Source organism: Amycolatopsis sp. NPDC043887, from assembly GCF_056435665.1.
This window is the reverse complement of record NZ_JBWKEB010000001.1, coordinates 442,154-459,020: the sequence shown is the minus strand read 5'-3', so window position 1 is coordinate 459,020 and position 16,867 is coordinate 442,154. Positions and strand designations below refer to the sequence as shown.

Annotated in this window: 22 protein-coding genes; 10 read left to right on the top strand and 12 right to left on the bottom strand. The window is 68.7% G+C overall.

The genetic code is table 11. The features are described from left to right. Positions 1-50: 50 nt before the first annotated feature. Positions 51-428, top strand: coding sequence for a PH domain-containing protein (locus AC069H_RS02305; protein WP_478223894.1), 378 nt, complete (start codon positions 51-53; stop codon positions 426-428). Here the strand turns inward: AC069H_RS02305 and AC069H_RS02300 are convergent. The 3 genes from AC069H_RS02300 to AC069H_RS02290 all read right to left on the bottom strand — a co-directional run bounded on the left by AC069H_RS02300 (position 413) and on the right by AC069H_RS02290 (position 2,571). Then, positions 413-901, bottom strand: coding sequence for a hypothetical protein (locus AC069H_RS02300; protein ID WP_478231084.1), 489 nt, complete (start codon positions 899-901; stop codon positions 413-415). The two genes, AC069H_RS02305 and AC069H_RS02300, sit on opposite strands and share 16 nt — an antisense overlap. A 103-nt stretch (positions 902-1,004) precedes the next feature. After that, positions 1,005-1,967, bottom strand: coding sequence for a rhomboid family intramembrane serine protease (locus AC069H_RS02295; protein WP_478231083.1), 963 nt, complete (start codon positions 1,965-1,967; stop codon positions 1,005-1,007). Positions 1,968-2,010: 43 nt separating this feature from the next. Beyond that, a complete protein-coding gene (locus tag AC069H_RS02290) occupies positions 2,011-2,571 on the bottom strand; it encodes a peptidylprolyl isomerase (RefSeq protein WP_034321953.1) in 561 nt (186 codons plus the stop codon). An 89-nt stretch (positions 2,572-2,660) separates the two neighbouring features. Between AC069H_RS02290 and AC069H_RS02285 the strand changes: the two genes are divergently transcribed. Continuing rightward, a complete protein-coding gene (locus AC069H_RS02285) occupies positions 2,661-3,398 on the top strand; it encodes a hypothetical protein (RefSeq protein WP_478231082.1) in 738 nt (245 codons plus the stop codon). Positions 3,399-3,465: 67 nt separating this feature from the next. Here the strand turns inward: AC069H_RS02285 and AC069H_RS02280 are convergent, their stop codons facing one another. The 4 genes from AC069H_RS02280 to AC069H_RS02265 all read right to left on the bottom strand — a co-directional run bounded on the left by AC069H_RS02280 (position 3,466) and on the right by AC069H_RS02265 (position 5,389). After that, on the bottom strand, positions 3,466-3,678 hold the full coding sequence (locus AC069H_RS02280; protein ID WP_478223898.1) for a heavy-metal-associated domain-containing protein: 213 nt from the start codon (positions 3,676-3,678) through the stop codon (positions 3,466-3,468). Next, positions 3,675-4,076: a nuclear transport factor 2 family protein gene (locus tag AC069H_RS02275; protein ID WP_478223899.1), complete on the bottom strand. Its 402-nt coding sequence runs from the start codon at positions 4,074-4,076 to the stop codon at positions 3,675-3,677. The genes AC069H_RS02280 and AC069H_RS02275 overlap by 4 nt, the downstream gene beginning before the upstream one ends. A gap of 167 nt (positions 4,077-4,243) precedes the next feature. Further along, complete coding sequence (locus tag AC069H_RS02270; RefSeq protein WP_340686064.1) at positions 4,244-4,696, bottom strand: DUF6918 family protein; 453 nt, start codon at positions 4,694-4,696, stop codon at positions 4,244-4,246. 168 nt (positions 4,697-4,864) lie between these two features. Beyond that, entirely contained in the window at positions 4,865-5,389 is a 525-nt protein-coding gene (locus AC069H_RS02265) for a DUF2020 domain-containing protein (protein WP_478231081.1), read from the bottom strand. Between the two features lie 73 nt (positions 5,390-5,462). Here AC069H_RS02265 and AC069H_RS02260 point away from each other — a divergent pair, with 73 nt between their 5' ends. From AC069H_RS02260 to AC069H_RS02250, 3 genes are all read left to right on the top strand, one after another. Further along, positions 5,463-6,176 (top strand): hypothetical protein, encoded by a 714-nt coding sequence (locus AC069H_RS02260; protein ID WP_478231080.1) that lies wholly within the window; start codon positions 5,463-5,465, stop codon positions 6,174-6,176. Then, positions 6,176-6,817, top strand: a complete 642-nt coding sequence (locus AC069H_RS02255) for a pyridoxine/pyridoxamine 5'-phosphate oxidase (RefSeq protein ID WP_478231079.1) — start codon at positions 6,176-6,178, stop codon at positions 6,815-6,817. The genes AC069H_RS02260 and AC069H_RS02255 overlap by 1 nt, the downstream gene beginning before the upstream one ends. A 93-nt stretch (positions 6,818-6,910) precedes the next feature. Beyond that, on the top strand, positions 6,911-8,188 hold the full coding sequence (locus AC069H_RS02250) for a M14 family metallopeptidase (RefSeq protein ID WP_478231078.1): 1,278 nt from the start codon (positions 6,911-6,913) through the stop codon (positions 8,186-8,188). 6 nt (positions 8,189-8,194) lie between these two features. On the opposite strand, the gene AC069H_RS02245 is transcribed toward AC069H_RS02250, so the two are convergent. After that, complete coding sequence (locus AC069H_RS02245) at positions 8,195-9,379, bottom strand: DNA glycosylase AlkZ-like family protein (protein ID WP_478231077.1); 1,185 nt, start codon at positions 9,377-9,379, stop codon at positions 8,195-8,197. A 53-nt stretch (positions 9,380-9,432) separates the two neighbouring features. Between AC069H_RS02245 and AC069H_RS02240 the strand changes: the two genes are divergently transcribed. The 5 genes from AC069H_RS02240 (at position 9,433) to AC069H_RS02220 (ending at position 13,477) form a co-directional block, all read left to right on the top strand. After that, complete coding sequence (locus AC069H_RS02240) at positions 9,433-10,284, top strand: ADP-ribosylglycohydrolase family protein (RefSeq protein WP_478231076.1); 852 nt, start codon at positions 9,433-9,435, stop codon at positions 10,282-10,284. Between the two features lie 60 nt (positions 10,285-10,344). Beyond that, positions 10,345-11,409: a sensor histidine kinase gene (locus tag AC069H_RS02235; RefSeq protein ID WP_478231075.1), complete on the top strand. Its 1,065-nt coding sequence runs from the start codon at positions 10,345-10,347 to the stop codon at positions 11,407-11,409. Next, entirely contained in the window at positions 11,400-12,059 is a 660-nt protein-coding gene (locus AC069H_RS02230; protein WP_478231074.1) for a response regulator, read from the top strand. The genes AC069H_RS02235 and AC069H_RS02230 overlap by 10 nt, the downstream gene beginning before the upstream one ends. A gap of 64 nt (positions 12,060-12,123) precedes the next feature. Further along, complete coding sequence (locus AC069H_RS02225) at positions 12,124-13,059, top strand: alpha/beta hydrolase (protein WP_478231073.1); 936 nt, start codon at positions 12,124-12,126, stop codon at positions 13,057-13,059. Between the two features lie 19 nt (positions 13,060-13,078). Continuing rightward, a complete protein-coding gene (locus tag AC069H_RS02220; RefSeq protein WP_478231072.1) occupies positions 13,079-13,477 on the top strand; it encodes a helix-turn-helix domain-containing protein in 399 nt (132 codons plus the stop codon). On the opposite strand, the gene AC069H_RS02215 is transcribed toward AC069H_RS02220, so the two are convergent. From AC069H_RS02215 to AC069H_RS02200, 4 genes are all read right to left on the bottom strand, one after another. Then, positions 13,392-14,858 carry a DHA2 family efflux MFS transporter permease subunit gene (locus AC069H_RS02215; protein WP_478231071.1) on the bottom strand — a complete coding sequence of 489 codons (1,467 nt, stop codon included), beginning with the start codon at positions 14,856-14,858 and terminating at the stop codon, positions 13,392-13,394. The two genes, AC069H_RS02220 and AC069H_RS02215, sit on opposite strands and share 86 nt — an antisense overlap. An 84-nt stretch (positions 14,859-14,942) precedes the next feature. Further along, positions 14,943-15,395 carry a YbaB/EbfC family nucleoid-associated protein gene (locus tag AC069H_RS02210; RefSeq protein ID WP_478231070.1) on the bottom strand — a complete coding sequence of 151 codons (453 nt, stop codon included), beginning with the start codon at positions 15,393-15,395 and terminating at the stop codon, positions 14,943-14,945. Then, entirely contained in the window at positions 15,361-16,431 is a 1,071-nt protein-coding gene (locus tag AC069H_RS02205; protein ID WP_478231069.1) for a hypothetical protein, read from the bottom strand. The genes AC069H_RS02210 and AC069H_RS02205 overlap by 35 nt, the downstream gene beginning before the upstream one ends. Positions 16,432-16,435: 4 nt before the next feature. Beyond that, entirely contained in the window at positions 16,436-16,714 is a 279-nt protein-coding gene (locus AC069H_RS02200; protein WP_478231068.1) for a hypothetical protein, read from the bottom strand. Positions 16,715-16,867 lie beyond the last annotated feature (153 nt).

The window sequence follows — 16,867 nt, the reverse complement described above, 5'->3', positions numbered from 1 at the left end:
CTGTGGATAACTACCCCACCTCGTGGGCGCCGCAGCGGAACGTTGTGGTAGTGGCCTGGGTGATCACCCTGTTGTTGCTGGCAGGCGTGCTGTGGCTGGCCATCGGCGGTGACGCCGGCGGCACGATCCTGACCGGGCTCGCGATGCTCTCCGTGGGCGCGCTCGCGCTGCACGGCACCCTGCTCCGTCCCCGGCTGGCCGCCGGACCCGACGGAATCCTGGCCAGGACCGTCGGTGGCACGCGCCGCTACTCCTGGTCCGAAGCCCGGCTGCGGGTGCGCACGACACGACGGCTCGGCCGGGACAGCCTGACCCTCGAGGTCGAATCCGGCGAACACCTGCTGGTGTTCGGCCGGATCGACCTCGGTGAGGACCCCAGGGACGTCCTGGACGTCCTCACCGCTCTCAAGGGTCAGGCGTTGTCGTAGTAGTGGACGTCGCCGTTCGGGCCGTGTGACCAGCCAGGGACGGCCGGGCCGACCGCGGGCGGCGCGTATTCCCCGAAGATCTCGTACGGCGCGGCCGGCGAGCAGATCGGGTTGATCTTGACGACGCAGTTCCGGAGCGACCCGCTGAACTTCGCTTTGACGTGCCGAGGCCGCTGGTCCTCGACCACCGCCTGGCCCGCGGTGATCTCCCAGCCGGTGGCCGCGCCCGGCCCCGTCGTGCCGACGGTCTGCGTCGCCACCGACGACGTGACTCCGGGATCGCCGAAGCAGATTTTCAACGCCGCGTCGACGTAGGCGACACGCAGCGTGATCGCGCTGCCGGAGCCGAGGAAATAGCGTTTGGTGTACGTCTGGCAGGTCTCGGCGGCTTGACCGGCCTGCGCGATCGACGGCGCCAATGCCGACGCCAGCACGGCGACGGCGGCGAGAGCTGCTGCTTTCCGGATCTTCATCTCAACCCCCAAGTTGATGATGTCAATGATCAACTCGAAGGTACCCGGACTTGTTGCTTCTCCACCGGGTATTCGGATAACCCACTCAGGGGAAGATCGGCCACTACCGGTAGCAGGCGTAGACCTGCTGGCCCTGGAACGGCGTGAACTCGCAGTAGGCGGCGGTGACGGTCTGGGCGTCTTTCCAGACGATGAGGCCGATGATCGCCACGACGACGAGCACGATCCCGCCGATCTGCCACTTGAGCCGGTCTTTCTCCGGTGCGTAGAGCAGCGCGAACGTCACCAGCAGACCGGCGACGAACCCACCGGCGTGCCCGAGGATCGAGATGTCCGGCACCTGGAAGGTGATGAAGACGTTCAGCCCCAGCATGATGAGCAGCCAGGTGGGATTGAGCTTGAGCTTGACGACGATGACCGCGTAGGCACCGATGAGGCCGAAGATGGCACCGGACGCGCCGACCACGGGGCGCGCTCCGAGGTCCGAGAACACCAGGCAGGCGGCCGAACCGCCGAGCATCGACACGAAGTAGAGCACCGTGAACGGCACACGGCCGAGCGCGACCTCCAGCGGGCGGCCCACGAACCACAGCGAGAAGGCGTTGCTCGCGATGTGCAGCAGGCCGAAGTGCAGGAACCCCGAGGTGAAGATCCGCCACCATTCGTTGCCTGCCAGGGTCGGCGCGTTGTTCAGGTTGCCGAGCTGGAAGAACTCCGAGATGTTGTTGCCCGCGAGGCTGCCGGCCAAGGCGACGGTGAGGAAGAATACGGCGACGTTGATCCCCAGGAGGACCGGCGTCACGACAGCCGTCCGAGGCTGCCGGGCACCGGCGATGGTGCTCGCGCCGTAGCCCGCGTCGCGGTACTGCTTCTGCTGGACGCGGTCCTGCTGGCGGCCTGCCTGGATGCAATCGGTGCAGTGGAAGCCGACGGCGGCTTCGCGCAGGCAATCCGGGCAGGCCGGACGCTCGCAGCGTGAACAGCTCAGCCCGGTCGGCCGGTTCGGGTGCCACCAGCAGCCGGGCATGGCGGCCTGCTGGTACTGGGGATTCGGTGGTTGGCTCACGATGCCACCAACCTACCGAAATCCCCCGTAACCGGCTCTACGATCAGCCCTCGCGGCTGATGCTGACCTTCTCGATGACGATGTCCTGCAGCGGACGGTCCGCCGGACCGGTCGCCGTGCGGCCGATCGCGTCGACGACGTCGCGGGACGCCTGGTCCGCGACCTCACCGAAGATGGTGTGCTTGAAGTTCAGGTGCGTCGTCGGCGCGACGGTGATGAAGAACTGCGAGCCGTTGGTGCCGGGCCCGGCGTTGGCCATGGCCAGCAGGTACGGCTTGGAGAACTGGAGCTCCGGGTGGAACTCGTCGCCGAACTTGTAGCCGGGGCCGCCGCGGCCGGTGCCGGTCGGGTCGCCGCCCTGCAGCATGAAGCCGTCGATGACGCGGTGGAAGATCGACCCGTCGTAGAACGGGCCCGAGTTCGTGCCCTGCGCGTTGGGCTGGGTGTACTCCTTGCTGCCCTCGGCGAGCCCGACGAAGTTCGCGACCGTCTTCGGCGCGTGGTCGGGGAACAGGTTCAGGTTGATGTCACCCTGGTTGGTGTGCAGAGTGGCCTTCAGCGCGCCACCAATGAGGGATCCCTTGCTTTCAGTCACGAGCTTCATCGTGCCATCTGCGGCAAGATCTGGGGAAAAGGGGCACGATAGGTTACAAGCAACGAAGCAGAATCAAAACGATTGATGAGGTGAAGGCCATGACCCGGGCCGCAGATTCGGTGAGCGAGTCGGCGAAGGCCGGCGCGCTCGGCCTGCGCAAACGTGCTGTCGAGGCGGGCAAGGAAGCCACCGCCCACGCCGTCGAGGTAGCCGAGCAGAAGCTCTCCGAGAGCGCCGGTGAGATCGCTAAGACCAGCCGTCGCGCGCGCAAGAAGCTCGCGAAGAAGACGGAACTGACCCGCAAGGAGCTCAAGCGCAGCTCCAAGGCGGCTCGCAAGGAGGCGCTGGCCAGGATTTCCGAGATGCGGAAGCCGGGCCGCAAGGCGCGCAAGGCCGCCATCCAGGCCGCGAAGTCCGCCGGCGAGTCCAAGCGCCGGGGCAAGAAGGACTTCAAGGCGGCGAAGAAGGACTTCAAGGCCGCGCTCGTCGAGGCGAAGTCGGCGGCCAAGGGGACGCGCAAGCGTCGTCGCTGGCCGTGGGTGATCGGTATCGCGGTCGTCGGCGCCGGTGCCGCCTACGCGCTGCGTTCCAAGCAGGAGCCGCCGGTCGCGCCCGCGCCGCCGAAGGCTCCGCCCGCTCCTCCGGCCAAGCCCGCGGCTCCGGCCGCGGCCGCTCCGAAGCCCGCTCCGGCGAAGCCTGCCGCTCCGGCGAAGCCTGCCGCTCCCGCGAAGCCCGCTGCTTCCGGTCCGGCTGGGGGTTCGGGTGCGGCCAAGCCCGCGGCTCCGAAGAACGGGCACCAGGCTTCGAACGCCGGCTCCGCCGACAAGAAGAACTGACGCCTCACGCTTTTCTGCTTGTCGCGAAGGGTCGCCCAGGACCACTGTCCGGTCCTGGGCGGCCCTTTCACGTTCCGGGGACGAGTTCGTAGCCCGCTTCTTCGACGGCGGCGCGGACGACTGCGACGTCGAGGTCCTGGTCGCTGGTCACGGTCACCATGCCGTTGTCGACGTCCACCGCCACGGCGGTGACCCCCGCGATGGTCTCGATCTCCTCGGTGACGAAACCCGCGCAGTGCCCACAGGCCATGCCGCGCACGGCATAGGTGCTCGTGCTCATGCCGTCGCCGCTTCGGCGGGAACGGTGCGGGTGAGCGTATGTCCCCGCCGCATCCGGCCGTCGGGGGTGAACTCCCCGAAGAAGTACACCTCCAGCTTGAGGTCCCTCTTGCGATTCGTCACGTGGAGAGTGCTCCGCGCGGCGATCCGGTTCCCGTCCGCCACCGCGTCGTGCACCTCCATCCGGGCGGTGGGCCGGTTCTTGCGGACCGGGCGGGTGTGCGCGATGAGCTTGTCCCGGTCCATCCGGTGCCCGTCGGCGATCTGCACGATGTCCGGCGTGTGATAGCGGTCGACGATCACGCCCGCGTCTTCGTCGCCGTTCACCAGTTCGTCGTGGAAGGACTCGTGGAAGTCCGCGATGAACTTCTTCGGATCGGTGCCGTGAAAGGGCGTCATCGTGCTCCCCAAGCCGCCTGAGTTAACTCTTACACGCTGTAAGATATCTGCGGAGCACGAGCTTTGACAAGGTGTCAGAATTACGAAGGGGCGCCGTCACTCCCGACGTGATGTCGAGAGTGGACGGCGCCCCTTCGGGTGTTCGGCTCAGCGCGTGGCTGAACGGGTCACGCGTTCGCGGCGTGCTTGTCGATCAGCTGGCCGAGGCGGGGAAGGGCCTCCTCGACGTTCTTCTTGCCGTTCGGGCGCAGCTTCGAGTAGACCTTCTTGATGCTGTCGCGGCTGCTCTTCTCGGCGCGCGAGTCGGTGACCGACAGGAGCGCGTCCGAAGCCTCGTCGCTGCGGCCGACCAGGTAGGCGCCGAAGTCGTTGCCACCCTTGGCCTTGTAGTCGCCGTAGAACGGCTCGAGGGCCACGGTGAAGTCGTCGAGCAGGGTGTCGACGGCGGCGGGGATGATGCCCGGCTTGATCTTCTTGACGGCGGCGAAGCCGGTCTTCACGACGGCACCCGAAACGCCGCCCTTGTCCGAGACCTCGGCGTCGACGAGACCTTCGAAGTCGCTCACGACCGCCGGGCGACGGCTGGAGTCGAGCAAGATTTCCTTGAGGGTGTCAGCCACGAAACCTGTCCTTTTGTCTTATGGGGAGAAATGATCTTTTGTGCCGCCGAGCCACACCGCAAGGCGGCCTCCGCCGGATCTGGCGCCCGCGCTGGTCCCGCGAAACCTCGCGCGTGCGGCACAGGGTAGTACAAGATCAACTTCACTCTGACGTGTGGATACCACTACCTAGAGCTTCAGCTCACCGATAGCCTCCTTCGCCACCGTACGTGCTTTGATGCTCTGCTTCTGGTTGGTGGTCACGACAACCGCGTTCCCACCCTTCGCGACCGCGTAAACGGCGCCTTCCCCGGAAGGTTGGTAGCCGCCCTTCCAGCCCGCCGGTTCGTCGGCCGGGTTCGAGGTGTCGATGGGCGCGGCCTGGTCCACCAGCGCCTTGGCCACGGCGGGTTCCCCGACGTACACGCGCACGGTGAGCTGCAGTTTCCCGCTCAGCGCATAGAAGAAACAGGTCGGATGCGGCTGATCGGCCGAGGTCTTGACCTTGGAGACCTTCTGCCCGTTGGCGTCCGAGACGAAGTCGGTGCCGAGGTACGGGCACGGGCCTTTGCCGGTGGGTTCCGGGGCGGGCGGGATGCTGGGCGCCGCGGTGCTCGACGGCGCGGGCGAACTCGCCGCGGGCGGCGGCTGTTCCCTCGGCCCGCAGGCCGCCAGCAGCGGCACGACGAGCGGCAAGATCAGAAGACGTCGCATAGTGGCGTCCAGTGAAGCAGATCGCCGTTTTCGTGCGACGATGGCGCTGCGCGAGGAGTCTTCGGGAGGGTCAGTGCTCAGCAAGGAGCAGTACCTGGGTGCGGTGGCAGAACGTATCCAGCGCAGCGGGGGCAGGCTGAACACCGTGCAGATCGGGCCGAGCGCGGCCGTCGTGGGGCTGTTCACCGAGTCCGTGATGATGTCGACGATGAACTACTGCGTGGTCGCCGCGGCGATCCCGGAGGTGACCGCGCCCGCGTTGTACGACTTCACCGGGCTGGCGACGCAGCACGCGCGCGCGAACGTGATGGGCACGGTCGGCTGGACGGCCGCTTCGGTGGTCATCGCCGGGCTGATCGGCGACCGGGTGTACCCGGACGCCGCGCAGGCCGCGTCGGCGAAGTCCGGCAACCAGTTCGGCGGCGAGACGCGCATGGTGGCCGTCGACGTTTCAGCGGCCCAGATGTACGCGTTCGTCGGCGGGAAGCTGTGGGGCGCGGCGGTGCAGGGTTCGGTCAACGCGAAGCTGACGTTCTGTTTCCCGCAGCCCGCCGAGGTCTATCAGCAGGTGCAGTGGGCGCAGTCGCAGGGCCAGCAGCCACCCATGCCGCCAGGGCCGCCCATTCCTCCAGCCGGTCAGCAGCCGCCGCCCGGCTGGCAGCCACAGCAGCCGCCGCAGTACCCGGTCGGGCCATCGCCCGCGCAGGGTCCGCCGCCGGGTCAGCATCCGCCGCACTATCCGCCGCCCGCGCCCGGCTATCCGCCGCAGCGCCCGCCGGGGTACTGATGAACCGCACGTTGCGCGGCTGGCCTTCGTTCCCCGAGGCACTTCCGGAGTTCGGCATCGAGGCCGCACCGGCGACCCCGCGGGAGCTTTTCCTGGAATGGCTCGACGAAGCGGGCGAACACGTACTGGCGCCGCACGCCGTCACTCTGTCCACAGTGGACGCCGACGGGGTGCCGGACGCGCGGGTCGTGATCCTCAAGGACGTCGACGGGGACACCTGGGCGGTGGCGACGAGTTCCGAAAGCCCGAAAGGGGTTCAGCTGGCGAAGAATCCGTTCGCCGCGCTGACCTTCTTCTGGCCGGGACGAGGCCGTCAGGTGCGCCTGCGCGGTCCGGTCTCGGCAGCCGATCCCGAAGTGTCCGCCGCCGATTTCACCGCCAGGCCGCCGGCGTCCCGGGTGGAGGCGTTCATCGGCAGGCAGTCCCAGGTGCTCGAAGAACCGGCCGATCTCGACCGCGCCGCCGCGGAAGCGGAGCGGTGGGTCGAGGAGAATCCCGGCGTGGCACCGGAAACCTGGACCCGCTACCTGGTGACGCCGTCCGAAGTGGAGTTCTGGCAGGCGAGCCACGACCGGCGGCACAAGCGGCTCCGCTACCGGCGCGAGAACGGAAGCTGGCGCAAAGAACGCCTCTGGCCGTAAACGGTAACTGGGAACGACGATCGTCGGGTTGTCGTGGATGATTGACTTCGGCGACGGTGAACGACACCTTGTCCCAGATCGTTCGGAGGCGAAATGTCCACACGCCGTCGCATCGGGGGCGCCTTGGCCGCCACAGGGCTCGCCCTGCTGGCCGTCACGACGCCCGTCGCGAGCGCCCAGACCGGCGACCCGGCGAGAGGGCTGTACTCGGTGGAGGGCGCGTCCACGCCGGACAAACGCACCGAGGTCGCTCGAACCGGCGTCGACGTCGCGGGCTCGCGCGGCGGCGCGCTGACCGTCGTCGCCACGCCGGGGCAGGCCGCGGCCCTGCGCGCGAACGGCTTCGGCCTGAAACCGCTCGGCGACTTCGACAGCATGCTCAAGCAGCGGAGCGGTCGCGCGGGCACCGCGGCGGTCGCGGGCGACTTTCCTCCGGGCGACGAGGCATACCACACCTACGCCGAAACGACCGCTGAGCTGCAGAAGGCCGCGAAGGACCACAGCGACATCGCGACGCTGTCCAGCGTCGGCAAGTCCCACGAAGGCCGCGAGCTGAACCTGCTGAAGATCAGCGACAACGCGGGCACGGACGAGAACGAACCCGAGGTCCTGTTCACCTGCAACCAGCACGCGCGCGAACACCTCACCACCGAGATGTGCCTGCGGATCGTGCAGCGGTTCACCAGCGGCTACGCGACCGACGCGGCCATCAAGAAGATGGTCGACGAGCACGAGATCTACGTGATCCCGAACGTCAACCCGGACGGCTCGGAGTACGACATCTCCGGCGGCGAGTACCAGGGCTGGCGCAAGACGCGGAAGCCCGTACCGGGCAGCAGCGCGATCGGCACCGACCCGAACCGCAACTGGGACTACAAGTGGAACTGCTGCGGCGGGTCGAGCAACAGCCCGTCGGCCGAGGACTACCACGGTCCGTCGGCGTTCTCCGAGCCCGAGACCAAGGCGGTCGCGGATTTCGTGGACTCCCGCGTGGTCGGTGGCGCGCAGCAGATCAAGACGCACATCGACTTCCACACCTTCTCGGAACTGGTGCTCTGGCCGTACGGCTACACGAAGGCCGACACCGACACGGGCCTGAACGAAGAGGAAGCGAAGCGCTTCGCCGACGTCGGCAAGCAGATGGCCGCCACCAACGGCTACACGCCGGAGCAGTCCAGCGATCTGTACGTCACCGACGGCGACGTCAACGACTGGTTGTGGGGCAAGCACAAGATCCTCAGCTACACCTTCGAGATGTACCCGAAGGACGGCGGGATCGACGGCTTCTACCCGCCCGCTTCGGTGATCCCGGAGCAGACCGCCCGCAACGACAAGGCGGTCGACATCCTGATCAACGAGGCGAAGAGCTGACCCCGCTCAGTTCCTGAGATCGGCCACTCGCGACGCCCGGCTCTTCGGCGAATCCAAGCCGAAGCTCCGGGCGTCGCCCAGTTGGTCACGGACGAATTCCTCGGTCCGCGCGATCGTCTCGCGCAACGCGGCGTCCTCATCACCGAAGAACTTGTGGACGATCTTGCGCGTCTCCGTGTCGAATTCCCACAAGCCGGCGATGCGCCCCCGGTCGACGATGACGTGACTCGGCGGATCCGCCTGCCCGCCCAGCGTCTCCCCCGCGCGGCCTCCGGGCACCGGGCGTTCGACGTCGGCGTCGGCGAGCAGCCGCGGCAGGTCGCGGTGCAGCAGATGGACGCCGTCGATCCCGGCGAGCAGCGCGTACGACGGCTCGGCCGGCACGGTGAACGCGGCGAACTCGTCGGCGATCTCCTCGGGCATCAAGAGATCGGTGCCGTCGAGCGGCACGAGTTCCAGCTGTTCCGCGATCTTCTTCGCACTGGTCGCGGTGAAACCGGAGAACCAGCGGAAATGCTTCAGCGACGCCGGGGCCGCCCACGAGAAGTACCGCCGGGCGAGTTCTGCCCGCGCGGTGTCCATATCGGACAGTCCACCGCGCGGGGACGGCGCCCAGCGGACGTAGCCGTAACGCTGCTGGTCCAGCCGCCCGTCGACCGGGACCCGGCGGATGTCGCCGCGGGCCTGGAGCAGGCCGAGCGCGAGCGGCAACGTCGTGGTGGTGCCGCGTTTGCGGCCCGCTTCCCCGAGATTGCGCACCACCGGTCCGGCGGCGTCCTTGATCGCGGCCGGGGCGAGCGGTTCGCCGGCGCCGTCGAGCAGATCGGCGACGGTGACGCACAACTGCTCGATCTCGGCCTGCGTGACGCCGAGGTATTTCTCCGCGGCCGCGAGTTCACCGGCGGGCGCCGCGGCGCCGACGGTCAGGCCGAGTTCGAAATCCACCGACGGCAGGACGTAGGTGCAGCCACGCGCCGAAGGCAGTTCGTGGATGGCGAGCCGCGCGACGTCCGCGTCGACCGTTTCGCGATCGAGGCCTGCCCTGGCGAACAACCCGAGATAGGGCGCCGATCCGCCGACCGAGCGCATCCAGCCGGTCCGCTCCAGCACGGCGGCCGCCGAGGATCCGCGCGGCGTTCCGTCGAGCCCCTGCCGATGTGCCCACCACGCGCGCAGCTTGTCGGTCGCCATGACTCCACGGTATGGGTATCGGGCGACACCCCGCAGCCTGGCAGGATTACCGGATGCTGGTCGAACTGGCCATCGGCGACGCGTACGGAGGATCCTTCGAGCACGCGTACCCGAGCTTCGTCGCCGAACACAACAAGCTGACCGGTTACGTGCCGCATCACGGTCAGCCCGGCGACCCGGCCGGTCGCTACACCGACGACACGCAGATGACGATCGCGATCGCCGAGGTGCTCGTGTCGGGACGGCGATGGACGCCGCTGCTGCTCGCCGAGCAGTTCGTGCGGGCGTATCACCGCGATCCGCACGACGGCTACGCGCCGCGTTTCCATCAGCTGCTCAGCGAGGTCCGGGACGGCGAAGAGCTGCTACGGCGCCTCCAGCCGCAAAGCGACAAGAGCGGTGCGGCCATGCGCGCGGGGCCGATCGGGCTCCTGCCGACCGTCGACGACGTCCTCTACCACGCGAAACTGCAGGCCAGGATCACGCACGACACCCCGGCCGGGATCGCCGCGGCGCAGGCCGCCGCGCTGGCCGTGCACTACTGCCACCATCGGGTGGGTCCGCTTTCCGAGGTCACGAGGTGGATCGACGGGATCCTTCCGGAGGACGTCGGGCACGGCGGCTGGGCGCTGCCGTGGTCGGGCAAGGTCGGGCCGCAGGGTTGGATGAGCGTGCGCGCCGCGCTGACCACCCTCGCGACCGGCCGGAGCCTGAGCGGAATGCTCCACGCCGCCGTCGCGCTCACCGGTGACGTCGACACCGTCGCGACGATCGCGCTGGCCGCCGCGTCGCGTTCGCCCGAGGTGGCTCAGGATCTGCCGCCGGTGCTGTGGCGCGACCTGGAGAACGGCGAGTTCGGCCGCGACTATCTGGCGGCGCTCGACGAGCGGCTGCTGCACATCTGACGTAGGCGGGCTCCACGGAACGCGGACGCGCACGCCGTCCGGTTTCGGCAGACTGGGCGGGTGAAGTGGCTGATCAGGGGCGGAGCAGTCGCCGCTTGGCTCGCGGTGAGCGCGCTGCTCGTCGTCGGCACGGCGAATCTCGAACCCGGGCCGGGGGAACGCCCGGTCGACGCGTTCGGCTTCGCCGTCGTCGCGCTCGCTTGTCTCGCACTCGCGGCAGCGTGGCGGCTTCCGGTTGTCACGGCCGGAACGGAAGCGTTTGCGCTGCTGTTCTACCTGGGGCTCGGCTATCCCGACGGTCCGGTGTTGTTCGCCGGTCTCGTGCCGCTGTTCGCGCTCGGAACCCTGCGTCCGCGACGGCTCGCGTACGCCGTCGCGAGCGGTACGGCGGCGATTGTCGTCGGCGCGAACCTGGCCACCGGCGGGGCGGGCGTCCTCGATCTGGTCTTCGTCGGCTGGGCAGGCTTCGCGGTCTTCGCGGCCGACGCGCTTCGAGGACGGCGTGAGCGGGCCGCGGCCGCAGAACAGGCGGAACGCGATCGCGTCCTCGGCGAGCGGCTGCGCATCGCCCAGGATCTGCACGACAGCGTCGGCCACGCGATGGCGGTCATCAACGTCCAGTCGGGGATGGCCGAGCACGTGATCGACGATCACCCCGAAGTGGCGAAGGAAGCGCTCGGTGTCGTCCGCACGGTCAGTGGGACGATCCTGGACGAGCTGAACGCGATGGTGCGGCTGCTGCGTGACGACTCCGCCCCGCTCCGGCCGGCGCCCGAGGTGGCGGACATTCCCGCGCTGGTCGCGTCGGCGAACCAGGCGGGCCTGGCCGTCACGCTGGACCTCGACGCTCCCGGGATCGGGCAGCCGGTCGGTGGCGCGGTGTACCGGATCGTCCAGGAATCCCTCACGAACGCCGCGAAACACGGTGGGGCGGCCGCCGAGGTGATGGTGCGAGCCGACCAGAGCGGCCTGCGGCTCGACGTGGTCAACGAGGTCCGCACGCCGGGGCCGGACGTCCCCGGTGCCGGGATCAGGGGAATGGGTGAACGGGCCAGGACGACCGGCGGCACACTGACCGCGGGCCGTGAGGACGGGAGGTTCCGGGTGAGCGCGCGATGGCCGTGATCAGGGTGGTGCTCGCCGACGATCAGCTCCTGGTGCGGTCCGGGTTCGCGGCACTGCTCCGGGTGGAAGCCGGGATCACCGTGGTGGGGGAAGCGGACGACGGCGAGGCGGCGGTCGCCGTCGTCGCGGAAACCGTGCCCGACGTGGTGCTGATGGATATCCGGATGCCGGGGACGGACGGGCTGGAAGCCACCCGCCGGATCATGGCGGACGAACGGCTTCCCGGTGTCCGCGTCCTCATGCTGACGACATTCGACCTCGACGAATACGTCTTCGACGCGCTACGCGCCGGAGCGAGCGGCTTCCTGCTCAAGCACACGAGGCCCGCCGATCTGATCCAGGCGGTCCGCGTCGTGGCGGCGGGAGACGCGCTCCTCTCCCCGAGCGTGACCAGGCGCCTGATCGCGGAATTCACCGCTCGGCCGTCACCTTCGCTGCCCCGTGCCGACGGCTCGGCGTTCACCGAACGAGAGCACGAAGTCGTCCTTCGCGTCGCGCAGGGAATGTCGAACGAGGAGATCGCGCGGGAGTTCGTGATCAGCGCGGCGACCGTCCGGACCCACGTCAGCCGGGCGATGACCAAGGTCCACGCCCGCGACCGCGCGCAGCTCGTGGTCTTCGCCTATCAGAGCGGGATGGTGCGCGCCTGACGTAGCCACCGATCCCCACGCCGGCACGACGACGCGACCCCGGCCCGCGAGCGACGCTTCCGCCATGAAACTCACTGCGAAAGCGGCTCTGCTCACCGCGCTCCTTTCCTTGACCGGGATCACGACGGCGACCGCCGCCGAAAGACCGGCCCGCTGCGCCGAACACCGCTTCGCGGTCCAGGTGAACGGCGAACGTCAGACGGTCGCCGGCGAACTCTGCGTCCGCGGGAAGCTCACCCCGCGCACGCCGATCCAGATCCTGTTGCACGGCGGGACCTACGACCGCGCCTACTGGGACTGGCCGTACCAGCCGCGTCGCTATTCCTATGTGGACAGTGCGACCCGCGCGGGCTACGCGACGCTCAACCTCGACAGGCTCGGGTACGGCCGCAGCAGCCGTCCGGATCCGGAGACCCTCGACTTCGACGCCGGCGGCGAGGCCGTCCACCAGGTCGTCCGGCAGCTGCGCCCGCGGTTCCGCACGATCGTCCTCAATGGACACTCTATGGGCGGGCTCGTCGCGGAACGGGCCGCCGGACGGGGCGGCGTCGACGCCGTGATCGTCAGCGGCATCCCCCGCGACCGGCCCGGCGCACGGTCCGCGGCGACGGAATCACCCTTCTTCCCGGCCGAACTGGACCCGAAGTTCGCCGGAAAGCCTTGGGCCCGCGGCTATTTCACGACACGTCCCGGCACCCGCGCGCAGACCTTCCACCACCCCGGCACCTACGACCCCGCGATCATTCCCGTCGAAGAAGCCCTCAAGGACACGCTGGCGTCGGCGGAACTCCGCTCGGTGGGATCCGGTGCGGCGAACCGATCGGCACCGACAGTCCCGACGGCGTACGTGCTCGGCGAGCACGACACCCTGGTCTGTGGGAGCGGCGACTGCGGCGCCGACAAGATCGTGCGGGGCAGCGGTCACTCGATCAACACCAGCCTCGCCGCGCCGAAGTTCTACCGGTGGACCTTCACCTGGCTGGCTCGAAAGTTAGGGTGACCTAACTTAGACTGGTCGCATGGATTCCTTGACGCCGGTTCGCGAGGCCGCCGACCATTTCGGGCTGGCGATCTCGACCCTGCACTACTGGGAACGCCGAGGACTCATCACGGCCTTCCGCCGCTCGGGCAAGCGGTACTACGACGACGACCAGCTGTACCGCATCGCGCTGATCAAGCATTGGCGGCGGATCGGCGGGCTCGGCCTGACCAGGATCACCGAACTGCTCGCCGAACAGCACCGCTGGCGGGAGGTGGTGACGGGCAGGATCGCCGAGATCGAACGGGAGCGTGCGCGGCTCGACACCGCGCACGACTACCTGGTCGAGCTCCTCACTTGCCGCCGCGAGGGGAACCTTGAGGACTGCCCCTGGTTCCGCGACCGGGTCGACCTGCCCGCCCATGCGGCGGCGAGCTGAGTCCCGGCATCGCCAGCGCCGCGACCACCGCGGCGGCCGCGAGGCAGGCGGCGGAGGCGAGGAACGCGGCGGTGTAGCCGTGCACCAGCGCCTCCCCCTTCGGCAAGCCGGACGGCGAGCTCGCGGTCACGGCCGCCGCGAGCGCGGTCAACGCGGCGAGGCCGAGCGCGCCGCTGGTCTGCCGGACGGTGTTCAGCAGACCGGCGGCAAGGCCGTTCTGGCGTTCCGGCACCCCGCTGGTGGCGGCCACGGTGATCGGAGTGAAGGCCGCGGCCGTCCCGAAGCCGAAGACCATTCCCGGCACCAGCACGGACGCGACGTACGAAGCGTGCGCACCGGCCAGCGCCGCGACCCCGGCGAAACCCGCCGCACCGATCGCGCAGTACAACGCCGCCGCCCGCCTCGGCCCGATCCGCACCGACAACCCGCTCGCGGTCCGGGCGCCGGCGAACATCGCCGCTCCCACCGGCAGGTAGGCCAGTCCCGCCCGCAGTGGCGAGTACCCGTGGACGTCCTGGAGGTACAGCGAAAGCAGGATCGGACTGGCGAGGAAACCCAGCCCCAGCAAGAAGATCACCACGTTCCCACTGGTGACCGAACGCAGCCGGAAGATCCCGAGCGCGACGAGCGGTTCGTCCGCCCACCGGTGCTGGTGCACCAGGAACACACCGAGCAGGACGAGCCCGCCGAACAGCGGGAGCAGCACGGACGCGCTTCCCCAGCCGTCGACCGGAGAGCGCATCACCGCGTAGACCACGCCGACGAGTCCCGCCGCCGACAGCACCGCGCCGAGCACGTCCAGCCTGCCGCGAGGACGGCTTCGATCCCGGAGCGGCAGCACCGCCCCGGCGACGAGAACGGCCACCACACCGATCGGGACGCTGACGAAGAACACCCAGCGCCAGCCCGCCCACTGGGTCAGCAGGCCGCCGATCACCGGCCCCGCCGCGGCGCCGGCCGCGCCCACCGCGCTCCAGGTTCCCAAGGCCCGCGCGCGACGGGCGGGTTCGGTGAACGTCGTGGTCAGCAAGGACAACGTCACCGGCATCAGCAGCGCGCCACCGAATCCTTGCACCGTGCGGGCCACGAGCAGCGTTTCCGGTGAACCGGCCAGCCCGGCGGCGAGCCGCGCGACGGTGAACAGGCTCATCCCGAGCACGAAGATCCGCCGCACGCCGAATTCGTCGCACAACCTGCCGCCCAGCAACAGGAAACCGGCGAAGGCGAGCGTGTACGCGTTCACCACCCAGGTCAGCGCGCCGTCGGGGAAACCAAGGCCGGACCGGATCGCGGGCAGGGCGACGGAAACGATCGTCGCGTCGAGGATGACCACAAAGGATCCGGCGCACGCCAACGCGAGCAGGACGCCTTCACGTTTCATACCGTCACCCTCCGCCTCCGGCGGCGGATGATCTCCGCCGCCGGGCCAGCGTGCACGCTGAAGCGCGCTTGAGGGCAAGCCGTACTACCAGGAAGGCCGGTACCGCAGGCCTTGCTCGTAGTACTGATCGTCGGATTCGACCGGTTCGGGCCGCTCGTCCTCGGCGGGTCCAGCCGGTTCTTCCGAACGGTCCTTGAGCACCACGTTTTCGGCGCCCGCCGTCGGCCGGCGCGGCACCGGCGGCGTGACGGTCTCGCCTGCCTCCTGGAACGAAGGGGTGAACCCGAGCCGCCAGCGGAGCCGGTCGGTGATGTAGCCGGCGTTGCCGATCGGCGCCATCAGGTCCGCACTGCGTTTCGCGGATCCTTGCCGCGCTTCCTGATAGGTCCGCATGACGGTGTCCGCGATCTCGGCGGGCGACATCCGCGACACGGCTTCACTCACCCTGAGCCGCGTCATCACGCCGTCGGTGTTGACCGAAACGGAAACGGCTTGCCGGTCGTTACCCGGCTTCTTGGGTGCCGGTTTGTCGGCCACGCTCACTCCTTGAGGGGTGACAGCTCCCGCGGCGGTTCCTGGAACTTGCCGTCGTTCGAGATGTCGACGTTCTTGTCCCGGACCCGCTTTTCCGTTCCCTTGTCGGTGTTCTCCGTTTCGAAGTTGCCGGGATCGAAGGTCTCACCGGGGCTGACGTCCGGCGGTTCGGGAATGATCGGCAGTTGTTGATCTCGGTGTCGATCTTCGAGAGCAGCGACTCCGACGCACGGAACATGCTTTCCCTGAGGTTGACCACACCGTCGTGGAAGCTGTTGTAGATCATCTCGGGGCTGTCCCCGACGATGTCGGCCTGCACGGTGGCCGCCGTGGCGAGCCCGGCCCCGGCCGCCGCGCGGGCGACCTGCACTCCGTTCGCGGTGGTGAAGAACGCCGCCGCGGTGAGGCCACCCGCCGGTGGCACGGCCGCCACGAGCAGAGCGGTGACAGCGGCGGCGAAGGTCGCGGCCAGCGCCTTCTGCAAGGCGGATTCGTCCTGCCGTTCCTTGTCGTCCCGGTACTTTTCCGCGGCGGTCAGGAAGGAAGCGGCGAGAGTGCTCAGGTCGGCCCGCGCGGTCGCGATGGCGTCCCGCGGGGCCACGATGTCGGCTTCCAGCACGGTGAGTTTGGTGCCGACCCGGGCGTAGGTGTTCACGAGACCTTGGATGTAGCTCTTGGCGGTCTCGGCGCCTTCACCACGCCACTTGAGAAGCAGCACCAAGGACCGGTCGAGCGGCGCTTTCGTGTCCTGGAAAGCGTTCCAGAGACCTTCGTAGGCCTCGATCATGGTCTGCAGGCTGTTCTCGCCGACGAGCGCCGCCTCGGAGAACTCGAGGAAGAAGTCGCGGACCTGTTCCTTGCGACCGCCGCTCATGTCGACGTCGCTGCCGAACATCCAGTTCTGGAAAAGGAGATCGACCGCCGCGAAGGCCTTTTCGGCACCCGCGGTGAGATCGTGGGAGATCCCCTCGAGGAGTTCGCTGTAGTCGCCGGGTCCGGCGGTGGTCTCCGCGTCCAGTGCGTTGAAGTACCGGTCCACGCCGCTACCCCTGGTTCCCGTATGCCGCGCGGTTCATTCGCTGCTTGTTGTCCTCGTCCACGGATTCGTACAGCTCGGCAACCCGCTCCAAGGCACGGGACGCGTCCTGCGTGCTGCGGTGCAGCTTCGCGAGCATCTTCTCGACGGCCTGGCGATGTTCCTCGTAGGCCGCCGAAACCCCGCGCATGCCCAGGGTTTTCCCGAAAGCGGTGTCCGGCGCGAAAAAGCCGGGGAGAAGGCCTCCCGTGACCGGGTCGGGAGCGGGCACGTCCTGCCCTCGCACACCGGTATGGACGGTACTGACTATGTCCGCGGCATTCTGCAGTTCCTTGCTCGACAACTGAGATCGTCGAGGTCGGTCTCGAAACTGACCATGTTCACCTCGCTGTCCGGATTCACCCCCACGTAAGCAGCGTTGACTTGGCTGGGCGCACGA